Genomic DNA, 19526 nt, shown 5'->3' with positions numbered 1-19526 from the left:
GGGAGGACAGCCAGACGAACCATCCGGCGAGCGACCTATCCGAATGGGATGAACGCCAATCCCGATGCCGGTCTGACGCACATCAAGACACTGCTGTAGCTGTGGATGCAGTTCAGGAGAGTACAAAATGACACGACATTTCAAAGTTTTGGTATTAGGGGCCGTCAGTGCGATTGCCCTGTCGGGTTGCAGCAGCATGAAGACCCCGCGCAACATCGAACCCGTCGCAAAGGGCGACAGTTATCAGGCGCAGTACCGTGCCCCCTCGCGGCGCCGGGCAAATGCGCCCTTGCTGCAAGCGGAGCATATGAATGGGCGCGCCTGCATGCCTCAAACTGGGGATCAGGGCGCAAACGCCTCTGCCAAATGGTCACAGCCCGCGCTTAGCCCATTGCTGGGCGAGAAGCTTTCGCGCAATGACATGGTGCAGATCACCATCGACGGGGATGAGCTTCTTAGCGACACCTATGTTGTGTCCCGCGATGGCGACCTGAAGCTGCCCTACCTGCCGCCCGTGCGCGCGCAGGGCAGAACAACCGAGCAGGTGGAGCGGGATGTCGCGCGCGTTCTGGTGGCAGCGCAGTTCTACGACAACACCCCGCGCGTCACGGCGCGCATCAGCGATTTCGCCTCGGTCACTGTCGGCGTGAAAGGCGCAGTGTTTGAACCCCATTCGGTCGAGATCGGAGGCATCCCCGGCGACGCGCTGGATCGAGGGCGTCAAGGCGTGCTGGGTGCCTCGACGGAGGCGCGCAACCTGTCAGTCGCCATTCGCGCCGCCGGAGGTGTGCGCCCGGATGCGGATCTGTCAGCGGTCGAACTGCACCGGCAAGGCACGATCTACCGGATGGACCTACGCGGCGTGTTCGAAGGCTCGGACCCGACCGACATCATGCTGCTGACCGGGGATCAGATCGTGGTCAACAGCCGAGGGTGTTTTCAAGACGATCTGATGCGCCCCAGCCCGATCAGCCCGCCCGGCGTGACGCTTTATATGTCCAACCTTACGCAACCTGCCACAGGTAACGCAGAGTCGGCCATCGGACGCGACGTGCGTGAGGTTCCTTATGGCACGCGCTACTTGCAGGCCGTAGTCGATACCAATTGCGTTGGTGGGGCCAAGACGACCAACGCCAATCGGAGCGCTGTCCTGTTCACCCGCAACCCGATGACCGGGAACTCGATCGTCATTGAACGCAATATAGAAAAGCTGCTGCGTCGTGGGGATCGGGATGACTATGACCCCTATGTTTTGCCGGGTGATGCGATCGCCTGCTACGACAGCAAGGTAACCGGCTTGACCGAAGTCGCGCGCGCGGTTGGCATCGTCGGCGCAGCGGCACTGCTCGCCCCGTGAATCAATCCCGAGCGGGCGATACTTTCGCCCGTTCCCAAGCGGCGGAGACTGCAGCGAGTTTGTCAGTGATGTCTTTGTGTTCCTTGGCCGCAGTCTCTACCGCAACTAACGCCTCTCGAAACTCATCCGCGCTGAAGGTCGCTGCACTCCCAGCCAGTTTGTGACAGGCCTGAGCGATTCGGTTCAAATCTGTCTGGTCAATGGCTCCGGTTTCGAGCTGTTCAATGAACTCATCCCCTTCGACAATGAACTTGGCATGCAGACGGCCAAAGACTTCGGGCCCGAGGCTGTCTCTTAACTCAGCCAACGGATCAGGCTGCGCATTCTCCGAAATCTGTCCCTCGGCTCGGGTGACCACCGAAAGCGCCTTGCGCAAGGCATCAATCGAGATTGGTTTGCCAATGAAAGCTGTCATGCCAGCGGCACGAAAGGTTTCGACCGCGTCTGACAGGACATTGGCCGACACCGCGATAATCGGCACATCTGTCGACTGCCCCTGGCCATTGCGAATGTGGCGTGCAGCGGTTGGTCCATCCATCACCGGCATGCTGATATCCATCAGGATCGCGTCGAACCTCTGACTATTGGCCTTGTCGACGCCGACCTGCCCATTTTCCGCTGTCGTGACGCGATGTCCGTCCAGCGCCAACATGTTGCATATGACCTCGAGGTTGATCTCGTTGTCTTCGACCACCAACAAGTTCAGAGGGCGAACGGTCTCGGTATTGATCTTGGCAGCTTCCAACAGTTCGTCGCGTGCTGACGGCTGCAACGGCACCCTCAGCCAGAAAACACTGCCGTCGCCCAATGTGCTGTCCGCCCCGACCTCGCCCCCCATAGCCTGTGCGAACCGGCGGGCAATCCCCAGGCCAAGCCCCGTCCCTCCGACCGTGCGGCCGATAGAGGGGTCGCTGGTGTAGAAGTCATCAAAAATGGCGTCGATCTCATCCGCGGCGATGCCAACCCCGGTGTCGATAACACGCACTTCGTAGACATGTGCCTTACTCTGATCTGCCGGTTCACATCTTTCGACCTCAATCGACACACGGCCATTTTCGGTAAACTTGATCGCATTGCCCACAAGGTTCAGCAGAATTTGCCGCAACCTTTGCGCATCAGTCGCGACATGCGGATAGGCTCCGCCCACCCATTGCCAAGAGATTGAGTTGCCGCGCGAGGCCGCATTGCCGCTTTGACCATCCACTAGGTCCTGCAGCATCGCGTTCAGGTCGGTTGGCTCGTGCGCGACTGACAGCTTGCCGGCCTCGAACCGAGCAATATCCAGCACCGCATCCACATGGTTTTGCAGAACCTGGCCCGAGATCTCCATGTTGCGGACAAACTGAGACTGCTGTTTGGTCGTGCGTGTATTCTTGAGAAGGGTGAGGTTGCCCAGCAACCCGTTCAACGGGGTTCTGATCTCATGACTCATAACCGTCAGAAAATCCGACTTGGCCTTTTCCCCGGCAAGGGCACGGTCGCGGGCCGAGACAAGCTCTTTCTGATCCGCAACGCTTTGTGAGATATCACGGACGAAACCGATGACGATTTCCTCGTCCCCGGCTTGGGCGGATTGCAACGCAAGTTCGACAGGAAAAACCTCACCATTCTTGCGCATCGCCTCAAGCTGGACGCGGCCCTTGCCGACGACGTGGCGGTCGCCTCCGCTCTGCATCCGCTCCATGCCTTCATTGTGCGCCGCGCGTAGATGCGAAGGCACAATCAATTCTCCGATCGAATGCCCTTTGGCCTCTGCCTCGGAATACCCGAAAATCGCTTGTGCAGCCGCGTTGAACTCCAGCACTGTGCCGGCGGCGTTTACCACGATCACGGCATCCAATGAGGTCGACAGGATCGTATTCATGCGTTGGTTTGCCTGCTGAATCGCCTGCCCCCGCCGATCAGCTTTGCGGTTCACCACCAAGAGATACGCGCTGACCGCAGTCAGCGTCAGAAACAAGCCACCGGACAAAACGGCAAGTTGAAACAGACTGAGCGCGGTTTCTTCACGGCGCTGATCCGACTGACTTGCAAAGTACGAGATCGCCGAGACCGAAAGCTCTCGCACCTTTGGAGCGATCCCCTGCGCGCCGTCATAGAGATCCGGCAGCCCCGCAATGAGCCCAGGATCCCCAGCGTCGATTGAAGGCACCGAGCCCTCCAGATAAGCGGCGACTTCGTTCAGAGGTTCAGCGAATTTCGCGTCACTTCTCAGCGTTTCAAACAGACGCGAGGTGCCCAGAATGTCGATACGGCTGTAAAAAAGATCGAAACGGCGGCGGATAAGGTCCAGGTTTTCGGTGCTTGTCTCTGCATCCGATACACCCGCCTCTAGCGCGTTGAGGTAGAACAGGAACTCGACCTCGACCTGCGTCAGCGTCCATTGCACGTTGTCTGTCCGGGCTGACTGCCGGTCGCGCAGATCGGATATCACCTTGACGGACAGCAACACGACCAAAGCAAGGGCACCCAGAACGGCGATGCCGATGAGCCCGAAAGCCCACCGGCGCCTCGAGTGGTTTTGGAAATTTCTTGTCAATGTCTGGCCCGTATCGCCCACTTCATACCGAATTGTAACCCCACGCTATTTAACGATTTCCAACCTGTCGAGTTGCCAAATACTGCGAGAGTAAATCACCTCTGTCTGGTACTTGGTATCACTGTCATAGGGATATACGATCCAAAGCGGACCCTTCTGTCGCCGGGACATCGCCACACCGTCCATCTCATAGGCGACAATCGGGTCCTGCGCCGAGATTGACGCCACTGGAATCTCAACCGCGTAGTCATTGATCGCCGTTGCCCGGATCGTCGCGCCCTCTGCTCCGATCTGTTCCAGCAAGGCATACAAGGGCACGCCAAGAAAGCTGGTCTCGCCTTCAGTCCAGATCGTCGATGTTTCAAAACTTCGCTGCGGCATCGCCTTCAACATTTCCATATCGAACTGCGCCGCCCCGTCGGGCCCGGTCTGTGCGTTATTGCCCGAAATGGTCAGCACGACCTCTCCTGTCGGGGTCGCCAAATCTTCGGCTTTCACAGACGTCAGGCAAAAAGTGAACACCGCTGTGAGGATCGCAAAAACCAGACGCATCTTAGTCTCCATTTCTTTGGCCTTAAGAAACCAGAAAGTGGTCCACAGCGACAGATGGGCATGGGGATACGCGCCTATCCGAACGGATAGGTGCGCAGGTCTCATGCGGCTGCAGTCAGCAGGTTCATGCGCTGACGCAACATGGATTTGAAACCGTCACGCAGTTCGGCACGTTCCAACGCAAAGACCGTGGTTGCCTCAAGATATCCGGCGACCGATCCGCAATCGAAGCGCTCTCCTTGAAAGGCGAAGCCGTGGCAACCAGTCCTTTCGATATCCGCCGCGATCGCATCGGTCAGTTGGGTTTCGTTTCCCGCGCCGGGTGCCAATCCGTTCAGTTGATCGAATATCGAAGGTTGCAGCAGATATCGCCCGACGATGCCAAACTCGGACGGCGCCTCATCGGCGGAGGGTTTTTCGACCAACCCTTTCAGATACTGTACCTGCCCTGTCCTGTGCTCGATATCGACCACGCCATAGGCACTGATCCGGTCGGATGGAACCTCTTCGGTCGCGATCATGTGTCTGCCTTCAAAGTTCTGGACCATTTGCGCCAGGACCGGGCGCTGCGCGTGGATCACATCATCCGGCAGGATCACCGCGAAGGGTTCATCACCGACAATGTCACGTGCCAGAGAGACTGCGTGGCCCAGTCCGCGTGGGCTGTCTTGTTGGATAAAACTGTATGCCTCATCCTCAAGATTCGTGCGGCGCAAACGGTTCAGCAGGGTGGTTTTGCCGCCATCCTTCAGTTTGCGCTCCAGCCCCGGGTTCCGCCCAAAATACGTCTCCAGCGCGGATTGGCCGGTTGACGTGATAAAGATGAATTCAACAATCCCGGCGGCGCGGGCCTCGTCCACTGCATATTGGATCAAGGGGCGGTCGATCAACGGCAGCATTTCCTTGGTCACCGATTTGGTGGCCGGCAGAAACCTTGTGCCCAGACCTGCGACCGGGAAAACAGCTTTGCGAATACGTGTCATTTCAATGCTCCTAGGATTGATCAGTAAGCGCCTCTGCCCGACACGACGGCACGTGCGGTCAATGCGATGAGGAAGAGGTTCAGAAAGGGCGAGCGGGAGCGGACATAGGCCGTATCCAGTTCGATCATGCGGTCGAAGCCGATGCCCGCGCGGCCAGAAACCTGCCACAGGCCAGTGATACCGGGACGAACCTGCAGGCGCTCCAGCGCTTGGTCAGGATATGCGGCAACCTCTTCGGGCAAAGCCGGGCGCGGTCCGACCAGCGACATATCCCCTTTCAGCACGTTGAAGATTTGCGGCAGTTCATCCAGCGAGCACCGGCGCAGAACTTTCCCGACACAGGTGATACGCGGGTCATTTTTGGCTTTGAAGCACACGCCTTCACGATCCGAATGGGCGAGCAGGTCCGCACGCTGGGCTTCGGCGTACTGCGTCATCGAGCGGAACTTGTACATCGTGAAGGGCACACCGTTTCGACCGATACGTGTCTGCCGAAAAAAGGCGGGGCCGCGACTGTCCAATCGCACCAATGCGGCGATTGCGGCCATGGGCAGGGCCAGAAGAGACAGCGCGACCACCGCCAAAGTGAGGTCCAGCAGGCGACATGCTGAGACCTTGGGAACAGAATTGTGCACGGCACGCCCGAGGAATTCGAAATTGCCCAATAGGTATCTGCGGGCCATGCGACGCGGCTCCATCGCCAGCCGCCATGCCCATTCCATCCGGGCGCGCCGAACGATGCGCGGGGCCCGGCGCACGTTGCCAGCCAGGAAATCAAACAAAGCACCCACGCCCAGCGCGATGCGAGGGTCTAGCCGGTGGCGGTTCTGGGTAATCCACAACTCCTGCAGCGGAACACCCATCGCGACCAACAGGATGTCGGCGCCGGACTGGTTGATATCGTCGATCACCTCATCAACCCGCGCGGCACCTTCATAACCATCGCGCGTACCAGCCACGGCCAAATCGGGGATCATATGCTGCAACCGGGCCGCCGCTGCCTGAGCTGTTCCGGGACGTCCCCCCAACAGGTAGACTGACTGGCCAAGACGCGCCGCGCGTTTCAGCAGTTTGGGCACAAAGTCCGTACCGTTCAGGTTCTCGGCCAACTGGACGCCTTGCAACTTTGCCGCGACCTCTACCCCAATTCCGTCCGGAAGGATCATATCTGCCCGGGCCAATGCTGCTCGATAGGTATGGTTACGGGCCCGTATGTTTGCGCAATGTGCGTTCAGGAAAAATACCGTCCGGCGCGTCCCATCTAGCAGTTTTGAGATCACCTGTCCGGATTGGGCATTCACAATTGGCAAGCCCAAAATCTCGGTCTTTTTCAGAGGTGGTATGGGTGTTGGCTGCGCGCCTATGCACATATCTTGGACTGAAAGGAACTGCATGGAACTCTCCGATCAACGATGACAATCTGTGGCTTCAGACTGCCAATGTGATCCTGCAACCGATAGGCGAGCATCCGGAGAGCAATCGGAGAATAGGTCTATTCAAACGACCCCGCAGCACATAGCGTGGTGAAAACGGTTCGCTGAACTATCCGATTGGATATTCACCTGTCCGTCAGGAAGGCTTCATGCCATGGGTTCAATGATTTATTAACGCATTTGGGTGTGGTTGGGGGCAGACGGAGATTTGAGATGAAAGTTCTTATTGCTGACGACCACGAGCTTATTTTGGACACGCTCGTTGCCTTTATAGATGCCGCAGGCGGGATCGAGGTTGAGACCGCGCCGGATTTCCCAGCCGCGAAAACTCTGATTGAGAACGACGGAGCCTTTGATCTGGTCCTTCTGGACCTGAACATGCCCGGCATGAACGGGTTGGCCGGACTTGAAACCTGCATCGCTTTGGACGGTGCCCAGCATGTGGCCTTGTTTACCGGCGACACCTCGCGCGATCTGGCGCAACGCGCGCTGGAACTTGGCGCGGCCGGTTTCGTCCCCAAAACTCTTCCGGCCAAATCCCTGGTGAACGCGATCCGTTTTATGGCGATGGGAGAACAATACCTTCCTGCTGGTTTCATGAACGCAGAGCAGCCCGAAGACTCCCATCCCATGGCTAAGAAACTCACAGAGCGAGAGCGGCAAGTGCTCAAGGGACTGACTGAAGGCAAATCCAACAAGGAAATCGCCCGTGATCTGGACCTATCAGAGCCGACGATCAAACTGCATATGAAGACTTTGTACCGCAAAGTTGGTGTCAGCAATCGAACGCAGGCCGCCTTGGCCGCGCGCGAGGCTGGGTTGTTCTAGGCGTCTTTATCCGAACGGATAGGAGGCGCTCCCAATCCCCTCGACTCCTAGCCTGCTGAGCGAATGATCAGAAGTCAGACGCGGTGTATCACCCTTGTACGAAAGGGTTATTCCATGCCGCAACAGATTTCAAACTCCACTGAATCCACGCGCGACATGCAATTTCTGCATTGGGTGCGCATTTCCCGATCCAATTTTAGAACGCTGGGGTGGCGGCGCATCTTAAAGGGTGGGCGCCTTAGCGATCTAGGCCGCCTGCCCCGTTACATGGCATTATACCTTCTTGGGGCGAGTTGCATCTGGGCCCCCATCAGCGGCTATTTGGCGACCGCGCCTGTCAAATACACTTCTAACGCATCATTGATCCTGCCAGGATCTGGCGCTTCCGCATCGGTCAATCTGGCCAATATCGGTCAGGCATCCTCATATGCGAATTCTGCCTTTGCCAACGGGTCGATAAGCCCGACCGAGACGTATAAACGTTTGTTGTCGGCCGATCGCATCCTTGATGCGGCAGCCAAGGCGGTAGAGACTAACCGTGATGCGTTTGGCAAGCCGCGGGTACAACTGGTCGATCAAACCAGCCTTATACATATCGAGCTTCAGGCGGCCTCTCCGGCTGACGCTCAGCAATATGGTGACGCCCTAGTGGCGGCTTTTTTCGCCGAAATTGACGCCCTGCGCGCCGATGAAATTGCCACCCGCGAGGCCAGCAATACGGGCGCGATCGAAGACTACACGCGCGCAATTCAGGCCACGCGGGCCGAGATCAAACAGCTGCAGTCGCAAAGCGGTCTGATATCAGTTGCGCAATACCAAGAACAGGTCGCCGCTAATGACCGCGCAAAGCAGGAACTGCGAAAGCAGGAGAGCGAGCTGGCACGCCAATCGGAACGTGTCGCCGCGCTTCAAGTCGCGTTGAATCTGCCCCCTGACGCAGCGGCGGCAACGCTGAAACTCTATGCTGATGCGCAATACCTATCGTTGCTTGAGGACGTGTCGGTGGGGGCTGCAAAGCTGGCGCAAGCCGACGCGACCTACGGATCGCGCCACCCGATCTATGTGAATGCCCAAATCGACTACGAAGCGGCGCGTTCGGTTGCGTTACAACGCGCGTCGCAGGTGACTGGTCTCGCGGTCGAGCAGCTCGGTGGACTGGATCGTGCGCCGGAAGGACAACGGGCGCAGTTGCTCAGTGAGTTGGTACGCGAAGATGCCTTGCGTGCCGGACTGGAAGAACATGTCGCGACACTGCGCGCGCAAGTCCAACTGGAAACTCTGCACTTGTCAGAGCTCGCACCCATCGCCGCTGAATTGGAGGACCGGCAGAGAGATTTCGCTGTGGCAGAAGCCGTGTTCGCCTCTGCCATCGCACGATCCGAGTCAAAAAAGACCGATGTCTACGCCTCTTATCCTTTGATCCAAGTGCTGGAAAACCCGTCTCTGCCGACCCACCCTTCTTCACCGAACAAGAAGATCTCGATCGCTGCCGGGATCGCTGCAAGCCTCATGCTATTGATGGGTTTGGTACTGGCATGGATCCGAAACCCGCTGATTTCAAAGCTACTAAAAGACCAGAAAGAGGCCGTTGTTTGATGCATATGGCGCCTCAAACCCCGGCCGAAAAAATCGTCTGGTACACGCTGATCTGGACATGGCCGTTCTACGCACTTGGAGCGCTCTATGTTGTCGGTCCGGTGCTGGGTTGGATGTTGGCTGCGATGGCTGGGTTGTCGCTTTATCTCGGCCCGGCGATCCGCTTGGATATGCGTGCAACGGGCCCTGTACCCACCGTGGTCTGGGTCTGGAGCGTTGGCATGCTTGTGATGCTAGTCTCACTTTGGGCAGGCCACGCGGATTGGAAACTTGGCGCCACTAAAACAATCAAATCGAGCATCGGATGGGCCAAAGGTTGGGCACTGATCCCGTTGCTCATCCTTGCCGGGGCGGTCTTGCCCATTCGGCGCGAGATTCTGGTCAGAGGACAATGCTTACTGGGCCTTTGGACCTTGTGCCTTCTGCCGTTGCTAGTGGTCGCCCCCTATGCCGGTCTGCCGCATCTGCTGTTTACGTCCCCTTTGAAAGCAGTTGGCGGCCCGGGGCCCGAGTATTTCTCGGTCTACCTGTACACAATCGACCCTGCCAGCGGCACACCCCGTTGGCAGTTCTTTGCACCATGGTCGCCATTCGCGGCCTTGCTTGGCGTCAGCATGGTTTTGTTTGCCCTCGAAGAAAAGCACCGCAGCTGGAAGGTCATCGGTTTGACTGCCGGAGTTCTGATGATCCTGATGTCGAAGTCCCGCATGGGCTTGGTCGGATTGGTGGTCTGCTCGCTGTCACCCCGCCTCTTGCCACTTGTCGCCCGAAGCTTGGGATGGGTGTTATTGTCTACTGCCACCACAGCCGTGGCCGTTTGGGGCGCCGCCTTTGTCGAGTTCGGCAACCGAGCCCTATACAGCTTCAAATCCGCACGCGCCGATAGTACCCGCGTACGCGAAACGCTGCAGCGCATTGCGTATGAGCGCTGGCAATCGGATGCGATGGTTTTCGGGCATGGCACGGTCAGACCCGGAGCGCATCTTGTTGAATACATGCCGATCGGCAGCCATCACACCTGGTACGGGTTGCTGTTCGTCAAAGGGTTGACCGGATTTGCCGCGTTTCTCATCCCTTTCCTCGTTCATTTCGCAATCGTCACCTTGGACGCCATAAAGTCGGAACGCGGGAGGCTGCCGCTCGGGCTGTTGCTCACTGTTCTCCTGTTGACTTTTGGAGAGAACGTCGAAATCCAAACCTATCTCCTCTGGCCGACCTTACTGATGCTCGGATTGCATTTGCGAGAGGTCAAATCAGTATGTCTGGGCAGCTGATACGCCGCTAGGATTGTTGCGATACCAGCGTAGTGTCAGACGTTATTTTTTTGGGTTGGTTCAATTACCACTCTAGAGAACGAATGGTAGAGATTTTCAGGTGAAGACTTTCATGTTTTTACGGTGAACTTGCTGTCGATCTGAAATCTGCATCTCATAGTTCATCAACGACAGTTTGGTTCTTCAGCCAACTACTGAGATCGGATATCTGGTAGTCCGCTTTGGGCTCGAATCGGACCTCCACCGAAAATTGGCGAGCGGCCGCAAAGCGGACAAACCGGACTTGTGCGATTGCGGCAATTGCTGACGCAGCATTGATTTGCTGTAGCAGCACATTCATCGCTGCGTTGCAGCTGTTGTCGCCAGACCGGTCATTCAAAGCTATGATGATGCGATACTATCAAACTGTAGTTTCGCTGCACATAGGATCAGCAACTTAGACGCCGAACAAAGCCAACGTTTGCGTTGTCGCAGGCAGTGCAGCAGGACAGGCCATGCGGGCCTTCAGCCAGTAAGCAAATTCTCGTTGTGGCTCATGCAGGTGGCGGGGAAGAGGGAGTAATTCGCGGTCGTGGAATTTTTCATTAAGTTGAGATATTGCAGAGATTGGATCTTTGGTTCTTGCTTCGTGTTTGAATTGATCGGGAACGAAGCACCAATAGTGCTTCTATTTGTTGTTATGCTTTTTTGACGAGCGTAATCTTGTTTTTCTGACAGGAAATTAACGTTACTGCCGAACGCGATAGCCGGAAGCAATGATCTTGTTTATCAGAACAGCGGCGGCCTGGTGCATGTCCTTTTCATCGTTATTGCCGACCGCTGTTTCGTGGACAGCAGCTGCGTCATGCAGAACTCCCACAATTTCATGTTCGGGCAGAAGCTCACGATCTTTAATTGCAAGCAAAAGCGCTTCACAAATTGAGAGTGCGGCCATTCCTGAATGGTCTTGCCGGTCAGCCATGGTAGACGTCCTTTTCTAACAGGCGTCCAAGCATGGAAGCGCCACGATGAATTGCACCATACTGGCATAGATTGCTGTATACTTAACTGATCGAAAGCAGTCTTGGCGTCGGATAGTTTCGCGGGCTGCTCATCGATGAAGGAAGAACACTTGCGCACTATCAAAAATAGTCCACTCACCCGAAAGCTTTCAAACTTCGTCGCTCTGACTGAGGTTGAACTTGCGGTATTGGCACGCCTGCACAAGCGTCGCAGAACCTTTGAAGCCGGACGTGACCTTGTGCATCAAGGGCAATCAGAGCAGGCGGCCTACATTCTGGCCTCGGGCTGGGTTTGTTCCTACAAAACCCAGACTGACGGGTCGCGTCAGATCGTCGATTTCCAAATACCGGGTGACTTTCTGGGCTTGCGAAGCGTTCTATTGCACACCTCGGATCACAGCATAGAACCAATCATGGAAATCCAAGCCATTGAAGTAGTAGTGGATGATCTCCTGGAAGCATTTGCGCAAACGCCCCGGCTGGCGACAGCAATCCTTTGGGCGGTCTCTAGAGATGAAGCGATGGTGGTTGAGCACCTGGTCAACATAGGACGGCGAGATGCGGGTGAGCGCATGGCGCATTTTCTTTTGGAACTTGGTGTGAGGCTGACTCAGGTCGGGATGGCAACCAAGATGGGATATACCTGCCCACTGACACAATACCATCTTGCCGATACGCTGGGACTGAGTGCCGTGCATGTTAATCGTGTCCTACGGCAACTGCGGGAAAAGGGGCTGGTTACTTTTCAATCCGGGCAAGTGGTATTTGATGATTATGACGGACTGGTGACGTTGGCCGGTTTTGACCCCACTTATCTGGATCAGGCCGGGCCACTGTTGAAGCAATAAGTTCACCCCTACAGCGATGCCGGGATTTTGATGATCGTTGCCTGTTAGAGACGGAATTCGCTTCGGCAGATTTGGGATTTCACTGAAAAAGAAGCGCAAGATAAATACAGTCCGATTGCGGTACTGGATTTCCTGCGCTTCTCAATTACTCGTTAAGAACACGCCAGCAAATATCCCGCCAACACACATCACGTTGCCGGAATCCAAACATCGTTGCACTGACGCAGGTTAGTCAATTTTTTACAGTACCTGATCCTCGGGCACCAAATGCATTTGAAATTCCAATAAAATCTCAGGTCATTGGCCGCAGACTAACATCGATCAGCGCGCGTCTGCCATTTGCACATTATTCTAAATTACAACGCCAGTACTACCGCAGCGCTTACGAGCGTGTACCGCGGCAGACTGCGCGGGGAAGATCCAACAAACTATATGGAGGACCAAGGTGAGCACGAGATCGTCCAGTTCTTTGGTGACGTTTTCAAATCCGTTCTCTTTGTCCGGCTACCCGGATGAACTTCCTGCAGGCGAGTATGAAGTAGTTGTTGAAGAAGAACTACTACAGGGCCTGAGTTTCGAAGCATATCGCAGAACCGGAACCTACCTGACAGTTCAGGGCAAAGGCAGCAAGCCAGGCCGCACGGAAATGCGCCCAATTGACCCAGAAGATTTTGAACTGGCGCTTAAGCACGACCAGACCTTGGCCACATCTAACAATGACAGCGATGCGGCGCTTTCCCCGCAGGAGGAATAGATTATGAACACGCCCGAATGGCTTAAACCCGGAATCTACGGTGCTCTGATCGGCGGGGTTTTCGTAGGCGTCGTTGGATTTTCATGGGGTGGATGGATGACCGGCGGTAGCGCGGACAAGATGGCCAACGCCATGTCCCGCGATAATGTAATCGCTGCGTTGGTTCCGGTCTGCGTCGACATGGCGAGAACTGACGCCCAACGCGCCGAAAAAATAACGACGATCAAAGAGGCTTCTTCTTTCAAGCAGAAGGATGCCGTCATGGCGGCTGGCTGGGCAACGGTGCCGGGATCCCAAACTCCTAACAAAGACCTGGCGCAGGCCTGTATCGAGGGGCTGAACCTGGATGGATCGTAACTCAATCACTCAACATTCGGACAACGCCGTTTGCATCAGGGCAAATCGAAAAAATCAGTACCGGTTTTGCGCTCACTTAATGGCTGCGTTGTTTGTTGGCGTCTTCAGCAGTTTGGCGGGCTCCTTTATCTCATCAAGTCCCGCATCGGCCGAAACAAATTCGATCCCGGATAACGCGCATCCCAAAAAGTATGGCGACGGTTGGGAATGCGATTTGTCCTATCGGTTGAAAGGCGAAGAATGCGTGGCCATTGTCGTGCCGGGAAATGCCTACCCCACAAACAGAACCTATGGCTCAGGGTGGGCATGTATGCATGGCTTTGTTGAAGTTGGCGGCACCTCATGCACTGAAGTGATTGTGCCTGAGGGTGGATATCTCGATCCATCAGGTGAGAGGTGGCGGTGCCTGCGTGGATACACAAGAGTAGACGATAGCTGCCAGAAAATCGTGGTGCCGGATAATGCTTACCTGACGAATAGCACTTATGGATCTGCATGGCGTTGCAACCGTGGCTACGAAAAAGACGGAGAAGCATGCGTGGCAGTAGCGGTGCCGGAAAACGCTTTTCTGAACGCATCAACCAGCGGGCGTCCCTGGACGTGCGAGCGTGGGTATTTTGAGCGCGACGGACGGTGCGATGCCGTGTTTGTGCCTGAAAATGCTTTCTACGATGACGCGATCCATGGAGTTGGATGGAAATGCGAACGTGGTTACGAGGCGTCCGGTGATCGCTGCAATGCAATCGAGCTACCGGCAAATGCCCATATCGACCGATCCGGTAATAGGTGGGAATGCCACAGAAACTATCATCAGTCAGAAGGTCAGTGTGTTCTGAACAATTGAGGTTTCAGGCAGAGAGCCCATTTTTCCAAACTTCACAATTTGTGCCCGTTCTTACCAAGGACGGCGCGTTTCACACTCCCAAAAGGAACAGATATGAAACCCCTACCCATTGCGTCGGATGACAGGAAGTTCATTGCCAGCAATGCGCAAAAGCTGCCGCCTGAACAAGCAGTTTTTCCAGAGCTTCACCGCAAGACACTTGTGACAGATACACCGACTGCAATTGTGTATTGCGAAGGAAACTTCGCAAAGATCGATGGCAAGACGGCTAATGGTCTCGTTCGACATTCACAGGCCTATCGCGTTCTTTCGGTGATCGACAGCACGTATGGCGGTTGTGACAGTGGCAAAGTGCTTGATAATGTCGCAAATCAGGTTCCCATCTTCGATGATCTTGATGCCGCCGTCGCTAATGAAGCTACGATCCCCGACACGTTTATTTACGGAATGGCGCCGGCCAGCGGCAGAATGTCCCTTGAAGATCGCGAAGCTGTTGTGGATGCGATAACGCTCGGAATGAACATCGTCAGTGGGCTGCATGAATTTCTTTGCGACGACAAAGAGCTCGCCGGATTTGCCAAAATTCACGATGTCACGATACGCGACATTCGCAAGCCGCGGCCTAATCGCGACCTGCGCCTGTTAGATGGCAGTGTTGGAGACGTCCAGGCGATCCGCATCGCGGTGTTCGGCACCGATTGTGCAATTGGAAAGCGTACGACCGCGACAATCCTGACAAACGCACTTAACACGCATGGGATCAAAACAGTTTTAGTTGGCACCGGCCAGACAGGTTTGATGCAGGGCGCCAAGTATGGCGTTGCGATGGATTCGGTGCCGCCGCAATTTTGTTGTGGCGAACTTGAGCGTGCTGTTGTTGCAGCATCTGAAGGTGAGCGCCCCGATGTCATAGTGATCGAGGGCCAGGGCGCGCTAAGCCATCCGGCCTTTTGCACATCAGCCTTCATTCTGCGAGGCAGTCAACCACATGCAGTTATTCTTCAACACGCGCCTAAACGAAAACGTCGATGTGATTTCCCCAACATGACTATGCCCGACCCTTGCGATGAAATCACCCTGATCGAGGCTTTTGCAAACACAGAGGTAATTGGCATGACGATCAACCATGAAGGAATGAATGATATTGAGATTTCAAAGGCCATCACAGACTATAACCGCAAATTGTATCTCCCGGTCACTGACGCATTGAACCGTCCTCCAAAAAACTTGGTGAATATTGTTCTATCTGCCTTTCCGCGCTTGCAAACCGTACGTGCTACGACGATTGAATGAGCAAGCTGCGTATTGACGTTGATCTGGACAAAATTCGGTACAACACACGGTTCCTGGTCGACCACCTTAGACCCCGCGGAATTACGGTGACAGGCGTGACAAAAGCCGTGTGCGGTCATCCTGAGATTGCGAATGCTATGCTTGAAGGTGGTGCGACAGGGCTGGCGGACGCACGGATCAGCAATGTCATGCGTATGCGCAATGCTGGAATCTCGTGCTCCATATCCTTGATCCGAACACCCATGCTGAGCCAGGTCGCGCAAGTTGTTGATAACTGCAATGTCAGCTTCAACACAGAGATGGACATTATCGCAAGCCTGGCCATGAATGCGCTGGGAAAGAACATTACTCACAATATTATCCTGATGATGGAAATGGGGGATATGCGAGAAGGCATCTTGCCTGAACACCTTGAGCGCACTGTGTCTCAAATTCTTAGAATGGAAGGGATTTCTCTGAAGGGGATTGGTGCAAATTTTGCCTGTCTGGGTCATGTGGCACCCTCTGCAGGAGCAATGGCATTGCTTTCGTCGCTTGCCGTCGATACCGAACTTGCAAGTGGACCCGCTCCGGAAACAGTGTCAGGCGGCGGTTCTGCCAGTTTGCCATGGGCGCTTGGCAAGGGGGCGACCGGAAAGATCAACAACCTGCGTCTGGGTGAGGCCATCCTGTTAGGTACCGATCCCGTTTCGGGATACGCGATCGACGGGCTTTACACAGATGTTTTTACGCTTTGGGCGGAAGTGATCGAAACGAAGACCAAATCAAATCCAAATCCCTTGCAATTGAATTATCCCATACCTTCAATGCAGTGTGTGACTTTAGACAGTCCTTCGAACACTCGGTCGATCCTTGCCATTGGACTCCAGGACACCGATGCGGCGGGTCTAATTTTCCCTGCTGGCGTCACGTTCGTCGGAGCCACCAGTGATCATATCGTTGTTGAAAACACCAATTGTCTGCTTCGCCCTGGTGGCGAGGTGAAGCTGAAATTGAACTATAGCGCGCTCTCGCGCGGCATGGCTGCACCCGATGTAGCAAAAGTCTTCCATGGTGATGGCGCATTGGTTGACTGCACCGCAGCGAACACTGATCGCCCATATTCGAAGCGAAAGTAGCGCGCCAGGGTTGCCGCCGCCTCGGTTCTGCTTCATCCACCCGTCTTATTCTACGGCTTTACGTAGTAAATTGGGCCACCAATACCTATATTGGTGGTACCCGCATTCACTTTTCACACCCTATCTGGGCTCGTGAGTGTTGCGGACAATCAAAGGATCAAAATGATGTCTTTCAAAGACCTTACGACCAGAGCGGCTGCCGCACTGAAGGAAAACGATGCGGACGCGTCAAAAAAAGAAGTGACGTCGAAAGGGCAGGACGCCGTCCCCGAAAAATCAAAGCCTAAACCTCAAAACTGATAATACCCTGCCGGGAGCGGGTGGCTTGTTCTTGTTTACATCTCCGAGCGAGCGGTATCAGCAAAGGAGAACTACACAAATGAACCAACTAATCAGCAAGACAATCGCAGTCTTTTCCAGGCCGTTTACTTTCCCTGGCTTTGACGAATTACTCCCGGCGGGCGAATACGACATAGAAACTGAGCTTTCCGCACCACCAGATTATTTGGATCCAGAAGCCTGGAAAGCATCGGTGTTAATCTGTCTGCATCCACGGAAATCTCACCCCGGTCTGGCGCGTACCTTGACCGTTTCTCTTACTGATTTGGAGAGAGCCCGCGCGAAGGATAAACTGTCTTCAAAGCAGTTGTCGCAGTTCTTGCTCGACCAGCTTTTGGCCGATCCCATGGTGCAATTGATTATGGAAGCGGATGGTGTGTCTGAGACTCAACTTCGGCACCTCTACTCTGAGTCGCTCATTTCTGAGGCAGACGACGGATCATCAGATCAACGAGCCATACCGCGAGGATGCGCAAGCGGTTCTCGGTATGCTTTCGCTGTCCAAGCTGCTGAGAACGAAGGAATGCCAGTTCGTCCTATTAAAACCCCTCGGATTACAGGCCGTCCCATCGGACAGTCTGAACCAGGCAGCTCCTTCAATCTCAAGGCTTAGGGCTCGGAACTTTCTTTTCCAGACGCTGTATAAACCAAAACAGAAATCGAGGCTAAGAACTGATGGAAGACTTCGACAACGACGCAGATACGATCATGGCTCGCGCCCACAATGACGTGCCGCAAGAACGCCCGTGTCTTCGTTGCAGAACGCCATTCTGGAGCGAAGGGTTCGGAGAGCGGATTTGTCGATGCTGCAAGGGGTTGAGCGCGTGGCGAAATGGCGTATCAGTAAGCCCCGGGTTAGCTCGGCGTCGCTGATAACCTGACGCCGGTCTTACCAGCTTTTCTGATCATATCTCATTTTATCTTATTGGTGCTGACCCGGGCCTTTTAACGTGGAACCCGATCGTTAATCGGTGCTGAAGACGAAGCGTACGCGCGGTTTGGACTCGAACCGTTCTTATGCGTAGTGATATGGGCTCAAGCCGCCTAATGCACACACTTAAACCATGCCAGTATTCATAATCGGACAGCAGGCATTCACGCCGCTTGTACTATTCGGTGGTCAGCGCGGTGCTGTTGCTTGGGTGCGGAGGGTGGATCGGAGTGCAAAATATGCCAAGAGTCCAACTACCTGCAGTCACCCCAAAACCCAGAGCTTGGAACAAGGGGCGGATCATCGGTCAGAAACGACCGCTACTCCCAAAACAGGTCTGGGCGATCCGTGCCCGGCTCGAACTTTCTGGAAATCTGCGTGATCTCACAATGTTCAACGTCGCGATTGATAGCAAGCTACGCGGCTGCGATCTGGTCAAACTCGCTGTGACCGATCTTGTCAAAGACGATCGCGTCCGTGAGCGTGTTTCGGTGATCCAGAGCAAAACCAAGCGATCTGTTCAATTCGAACTGACGGAAAACACGCGAGAAACTGTATTGGTATGGGTAAAATCACCGGAAATGTTTGCTAGCCGGTTCATGTTTCCAAGCCGATTCCATGATCGACCACACATCTCGACGCGCCAGTATGGCAGGCTGGTTCGAGACTGGGTGACCGCAATCGGATTGGAACCGAGCGGATATGGCACGCATTCGCTTCGCCGAACCAAAGTAGCTGAGATCTACCGCAAGACAGGAAATCTCCGCGCGGTCCAACTTCTGCTTGGGCACACAAAGGTCGATAGCACCGTGCGATACCTGGGCGTTGAATTGGAAGACGCGCTAAGCAATGCAGAGCGCATAGACATCTGAGACAGTTTGGCGAGCGGCGCTGTCGGTCGCCAATCCATAGTGGTTCTAGTTCTTTTACGCAGGAGTGGGACGTAGCGTGCCCTGAGCGGAAGTGTCAAAATCTTGTTGCGTACGCTCGCAGCACAGTTTTCTCGGCTCAGGCGCAATTTACAGGGTGCGGGACCGAGCGGCCATTTGATCACGCCGCGAGTACTTGTGCAGAAGCGGCGCGAAAATCGCTGCGTTGCAGCCAATGTTATCAGGCCAGTCATTCATAGTCACGGGGAAGCCTTGATCACATACTCCTCTTTCGCCGCACTCAGGCCAGACAATTTCTTTCGGTAGTTCACCAAGGATCTTGGTCACCGGCAGTTTCAAAAACTACCTGCCCTGGCGGTACTTGCATTGCGACAAGGGAAACTTCCTTGACTCTATTCTGGCTAAGGACCACAAAAGTGCATTGGTGAAAGTTACTCGTCGCCGCGATGCTGCCGGCTTCGATGATCCAATGGCCTTCAGAATAACTGTAGCATGTGCCCCAGCATAGGAACGGGTTTCGCTGGGGTCTTCGCTATGAGCTCGTTCCTCGCAAGCATTCGCAACTGTCACCTGACAAGCCCCCGTCATC

18 protein-coding genes are annotated in these 19526 nt (G+C 55.1%); 13 read left to right on the top strand and 5 right to left on the bottom strand.

Annotated features, from left to right (window positions below):
* Window positions 1-127 precede the first annotated feature (127 nt).
* Window positions 128-1357, top strand: coding sequence for a polysaccharide biosynthesis/export family protein (locus ACR0NE_RS11510; protein WP_170596909.1), 1230 nt, complete (start codon window positions 128-130; stop codon window positions 1355-1357).
* 1 nt (window position 1358) lies between these two features.
* Here the strand turns inward: ACR0NE_RS11510 and ACR0NE_RS11505 are convergent, their stop codons facing one another.
* From ACR0NE_RS11505 to ACR0NE_RS11490, 4 genes are all read right to left on the bottom strand, one after another.
* On the bottom strand, window positions 1359-3809 hold the full coding sequence (locus tag ACR0NE_RS11505; RefSeq protein WP_170596908.1) for an ATP-binding protein: 2451 nt from the start codon (window positions 3807-3809) through the stop codon (window positions 1359-1361).
* 132 nt (window positions 3810-3941) lie between these two features.
* A complete protein-coding gene (locus ACR0NE_RS11500; RefSeq protein WP_480459673.1) occupies window positions 3942-4553 on the bottom strand; it encodes a putative pterin-binding protein in 612 nt (203 codons plus the stop codon).
* Window positions 4550-5431 (bottom strand): UTP--glucose-1-phosphate uridylyltransferase, encoded by an 882-nt coding sequence (locus ACR0NE_RS11495; RefSeq protein ID WP_170596907.1) that lies wholly within the window; start codon window positions 5429-5431, stop codon window positions 4550-4552. Before ACR0NE_RS11495 ends, ACR0NE_RS11500 begins: the two co-directional genes overlap by 4 nt.
* 20 nt (window positions 5432-5451) lie before the next feature.
* Window positions 5452-6825: a WecB/TagA/CpsF family glycosyltransferase gene (locus ACR0NE_RS11490; protein ID WP_480459671.1), complete on the bottom strand. Its 1374-nt coding sequence runs from the start codon at window positions 6823-6825 to the stop codon at window positions 5452-5454.
* A 252-nt stretch (window positions 6826-7077) separates the two neighbouring features.
* On the opposite strand from ACR0NE_RS11490, the gene ACR0NE_RS11485 reads away from it, so the two are divergent.
* The 3 genes from ACR0NE_RS11485 (at window position 7078) to ACR0NE_RS11475 (ending at window position 10562) form a co-directional block, all read left to right on the top strand.
* The gene (locus tag ACR0NE_RS11485) at window positions 7078-7692 is read left to right on the top strand and encodes a response regulator transcription factor (protein WP_170596906.1); all 615 of its coding nucleotides are present in this window, start codon (window positions 7078-7080) and stop codon (window positions 7690-7692) included.
* A 267-nt stretch (window positions 7693-7959) separates the two neighbouring features.
* Window positions 7960-9288 carry a GumC domain-containing protein gene (locus ACR0NE_RS11480; RefSeq protein WP_480459670.1) on the top strand — a complete coding sequence of 443 codons (1329 nt, stop codon included), beginning with the start codon at window positions 7960-7962 and terminating at the stop codon, window positions 9286-9288.
* 5 nt (window positions 9289-9293) lie between these two features.
* The gene (locus ACR0NE_RS11475; RefSeq protein WP_170596904.1) at window positions 9294-10562 is read left to right on the top strand and encodes an O-antigen ligase domain-containing protein; all 1269 of its coding nucleotides are present in this window, start codon (window positions 9294-9296) and stop codon (window positions 10560-10562) included.
* Window positions 10563-11289: 727 nt separating this feature from the next.
* Here ACR0NE_RS11475 and ACR0NE_RS11470 read toward each other — a convergent pair.
* Window positions 11290-11523: a hypothetical protein gene (locus ACR0NE_RS11470; RefSeq protein ID WP_010442296.1), complete on the bottom strand. Its 234-nt coding sequence runs from the start codon at window positions 11521-11523 to the stop codon at window positions 11290-11292.
* 135 nt (window positions 11524-11658) lie between these two features.
* Between ACR0NE_RS11470 and ACR0NE_RS11465 the strand changes: the two genes are divergently transcribed.
* The 9 genes from ACR0NE_RS11465 (at window position 11659) to ACR0NE_RS11425 (ending at window position 18919) form a co-directional block, all read left to right on the top strand.
* On the top strand, window positions 11659-12411 hold the full coding sequence (locus ACR0NE_RS11465; protein WP_170596903.1) for a Crp/Fnr family transcriptional regulator: 753 nt from the start codon (window positions 11659-11661) through the stop codon (window positions 12409-12411).
* Between the two features lie 445 nt (window positions 12412-12856).
* Window positions 12857-13165 carry a hypothetical protein gene (locus ACR0NE_RS11460; RefSeq protein WP_170336653.1) on the top strand — a complete coding sequence of 103 codons (309 nt, stop codon included), beginning with the start codon at window positions 12857-12859 and terminating at the stop codon, window positions 13163-13165.
* A 3-nt stretch (window positions 13166-13168) separates the two neighbouring features.
* Window positions 13169-13522, top strand: coding sequence for a hypothetical protein (locus ACR0NE_RS11455; RefSeq protein ID WP_170329075.1), 354 nt, complete (start codon window positions 13169-13171; stop codon window positions 13520-13522).
* Window positions 13512-14366 (top strand): hypothetical protein, encoded by an 855-nt coding sequence (locus ACR0NE_RS11450; RefSeq protein WP_170596902.1) that lies wholly within the window; start codon window positions 13512-13514, stop codon window positions 14364-14366. The genes ACR0NE_RS11455 and ACR0NE_RS11450 overlap by 11 nt, the downstream gene beginning before the upstream one ends.
* Before the next feature lie 93 nt (window positions 14367-14459).
* Window positions 14460-15659, top strand: a complete 1200-nt coding sequence (locus ACR0NE_RS11445; protein WP_170596901.1) for a DUF1611 domain-containing protein — start codon at window positions 14460-14462, stop codon at window positions 15657-15659.
* On the top strand, window positions 15656-16777 hold the full coding sequence (locus ACR0NE_RS11440) for an alanine/ornithine racemase family PLP-dependent enzyme (RefSeq protein WP_170596900.1): 1122 nt from the start codon (window positions 15656-15658) through the stop codon (window positions 16775-16777). The genes ACR0NE_RS11445 and ACR0NE_RS11440 overlap by 4 nt, the downstream gene beginning before the upstream one ends.
* A gap of 165 nt (window positions 16778-16942) precedes the next feature.
* The gene (locus tag ACR0NE_RS11435; RefSeq protein WP_269149748.1) at window positions 16943-17077 is read left to right on the top strand and encodes a hypothetical protein; all 135 of its coding nucleotides are present in this window, start codon (window positions 16943-16945) and stop codon (window positions 17075-17077) included.
* Window positions 17078-17156: 79 nt separating this feature from the next.
* Window positions 17157-17729 carry a hypothetical protein gene (locus ACR0NE_RS11430; protein WP_170596899.1) on the top strand — a complete coding sequence of 191 codons (573 nt, stop codon included), beginning with the start codon at window positions 17157-17159 and terminating at the stop codon, window positions 17727-17729.
* Window positions 17730-18286: 557 nt separating this feature from the next.
* Window positions 18287-18919 carry a tyrosine-type recombinase/integrase gene (locus ACR0NE_RS11425; protein WP_170596898.1) on the top strand — a complete coding sequence of 211 codons (633 nt, stop codon included), beginning with the start codon at window positions 18287-18289 and terminating at the stop codon, window positions 18917-18919.
* Window positions 18920-19526 lie beyond the last annotated feature (607 nt).

The sequence above is a fragment of the Ruegeria sp. C9 genome (assembly GCF_056537585.1).
This window is presented reverse-complemented; position numbering and strand designations above follow the sequence as displayed.

Coding starts and splice junctions, on each gene's coding strand:
- ACR0NE_RS11510 (WP_170596909.1), top strand. CDS start 128: ATGACACGACATTTCAAAGTTTTGGTATTAGGGGCCGTCAGTGCGATT.
- ACR0NE_RS11500 (WP_480459673.1), bottom strand. CDS start 4,553: ATGAGACCTGCGCACCTATCCGTTCGGATAGGCGCGTATCCCCATGCC.
- ACR0NE_RS11495 (WP_170596907.1), bottom strand. CDS start 5,431: ATGACACGTATTCGCAAAGCTGTTTTCCCGGTCGCAGGTCTGGGCACA.
- ACR0NE_RS11490 (WP_480459671.1), bottom strand. CDS start 6,825: ATGCAGTTCCTTTCAGTCCAAGATATGTGCATAGGCGCGCAGCCAACA.
- ACR0NE_RS11485 (WP_170596906.1), top strand. CDS start 7,078: ATGAAAGTTCTTATTGCTGACGACCACGAGCTTATTTTGGACACGCTC.
- ACR0NE_RS11480 (WP_480459670.1), top strand. CDS start 7,960: ATGGCATTATACCTTCTTGGGGCGAGTTGCATCTGGGCCCCCATCAGC.
- ACR0NE_RS11475 (WP_170596904.1), top strand. CDS start 9,294: ATGGCGCCTCAAACCCCGGCCGAAAAAATCGTCTGGTACACGCTGATC.
- ACR0NE_RS11470 (WP_010442296.1), bottom strand. CDS start 11,523: ATGGCTGACCGGCAAGACCATTCAGGAATGGCCGCACTCTCAATTTGT.
- ACR0NE_RS11465 (WP_170596903.1), top strand. CDS start 11,659: ATGAAGGAAGAACACTTGCGCACTATCAAAAATAGTCCACTCACCCGA.
- ACR0NE_RS11455 (WP_170329075.1), top strand. CDS start 13,169: ATGAACACGCCCGAATGGCTTAAACCCGGAATCTACGGTGCTCTGATC.
- ACR0NE_RS11450 (WP_170596902.1), top strand. CDS start 13,512: ATGGATCGTAACTCAATCACTCAACATTCGGACAACGCCGTTTGCATC.
- ACR0NE_RS11445 (WP_170596901.1), top strand. CDS start 14,460: ATGAAACCCCTACCCATTGCGTCGGATGACAGGAAGTTCATTGCCAGC.
- ACR0NE_RS11440 (WP_170596900.1), top strand. CDS start 15,656: ATGAGCAAGCTGCGTATTGACGTTGATCTGGACAAAATTCGGTACAAC.
- ACR0NE_RS11435 (WP_269149748.1), top strand. CDS start 16,943: ATGTCTTTCAAAGACCTTACGACCAGAGCGGCTGCCGCACTGAAGGAA.
- ACR0NE_RS11430 (WP_170596899.1), top strand. CDS start 17,157: ATGAACCAACTAATCAGCAAGACAATCGCAGTCTTTTCCAGGCCGTTT.
- ACR0NE_RS11425 (WP_170596898.1), top strand. CDS start 18,287: ATGCCAAGAGTCCAACTACCTGCAGTCACCCCAAAACCCAGAGCTTGG.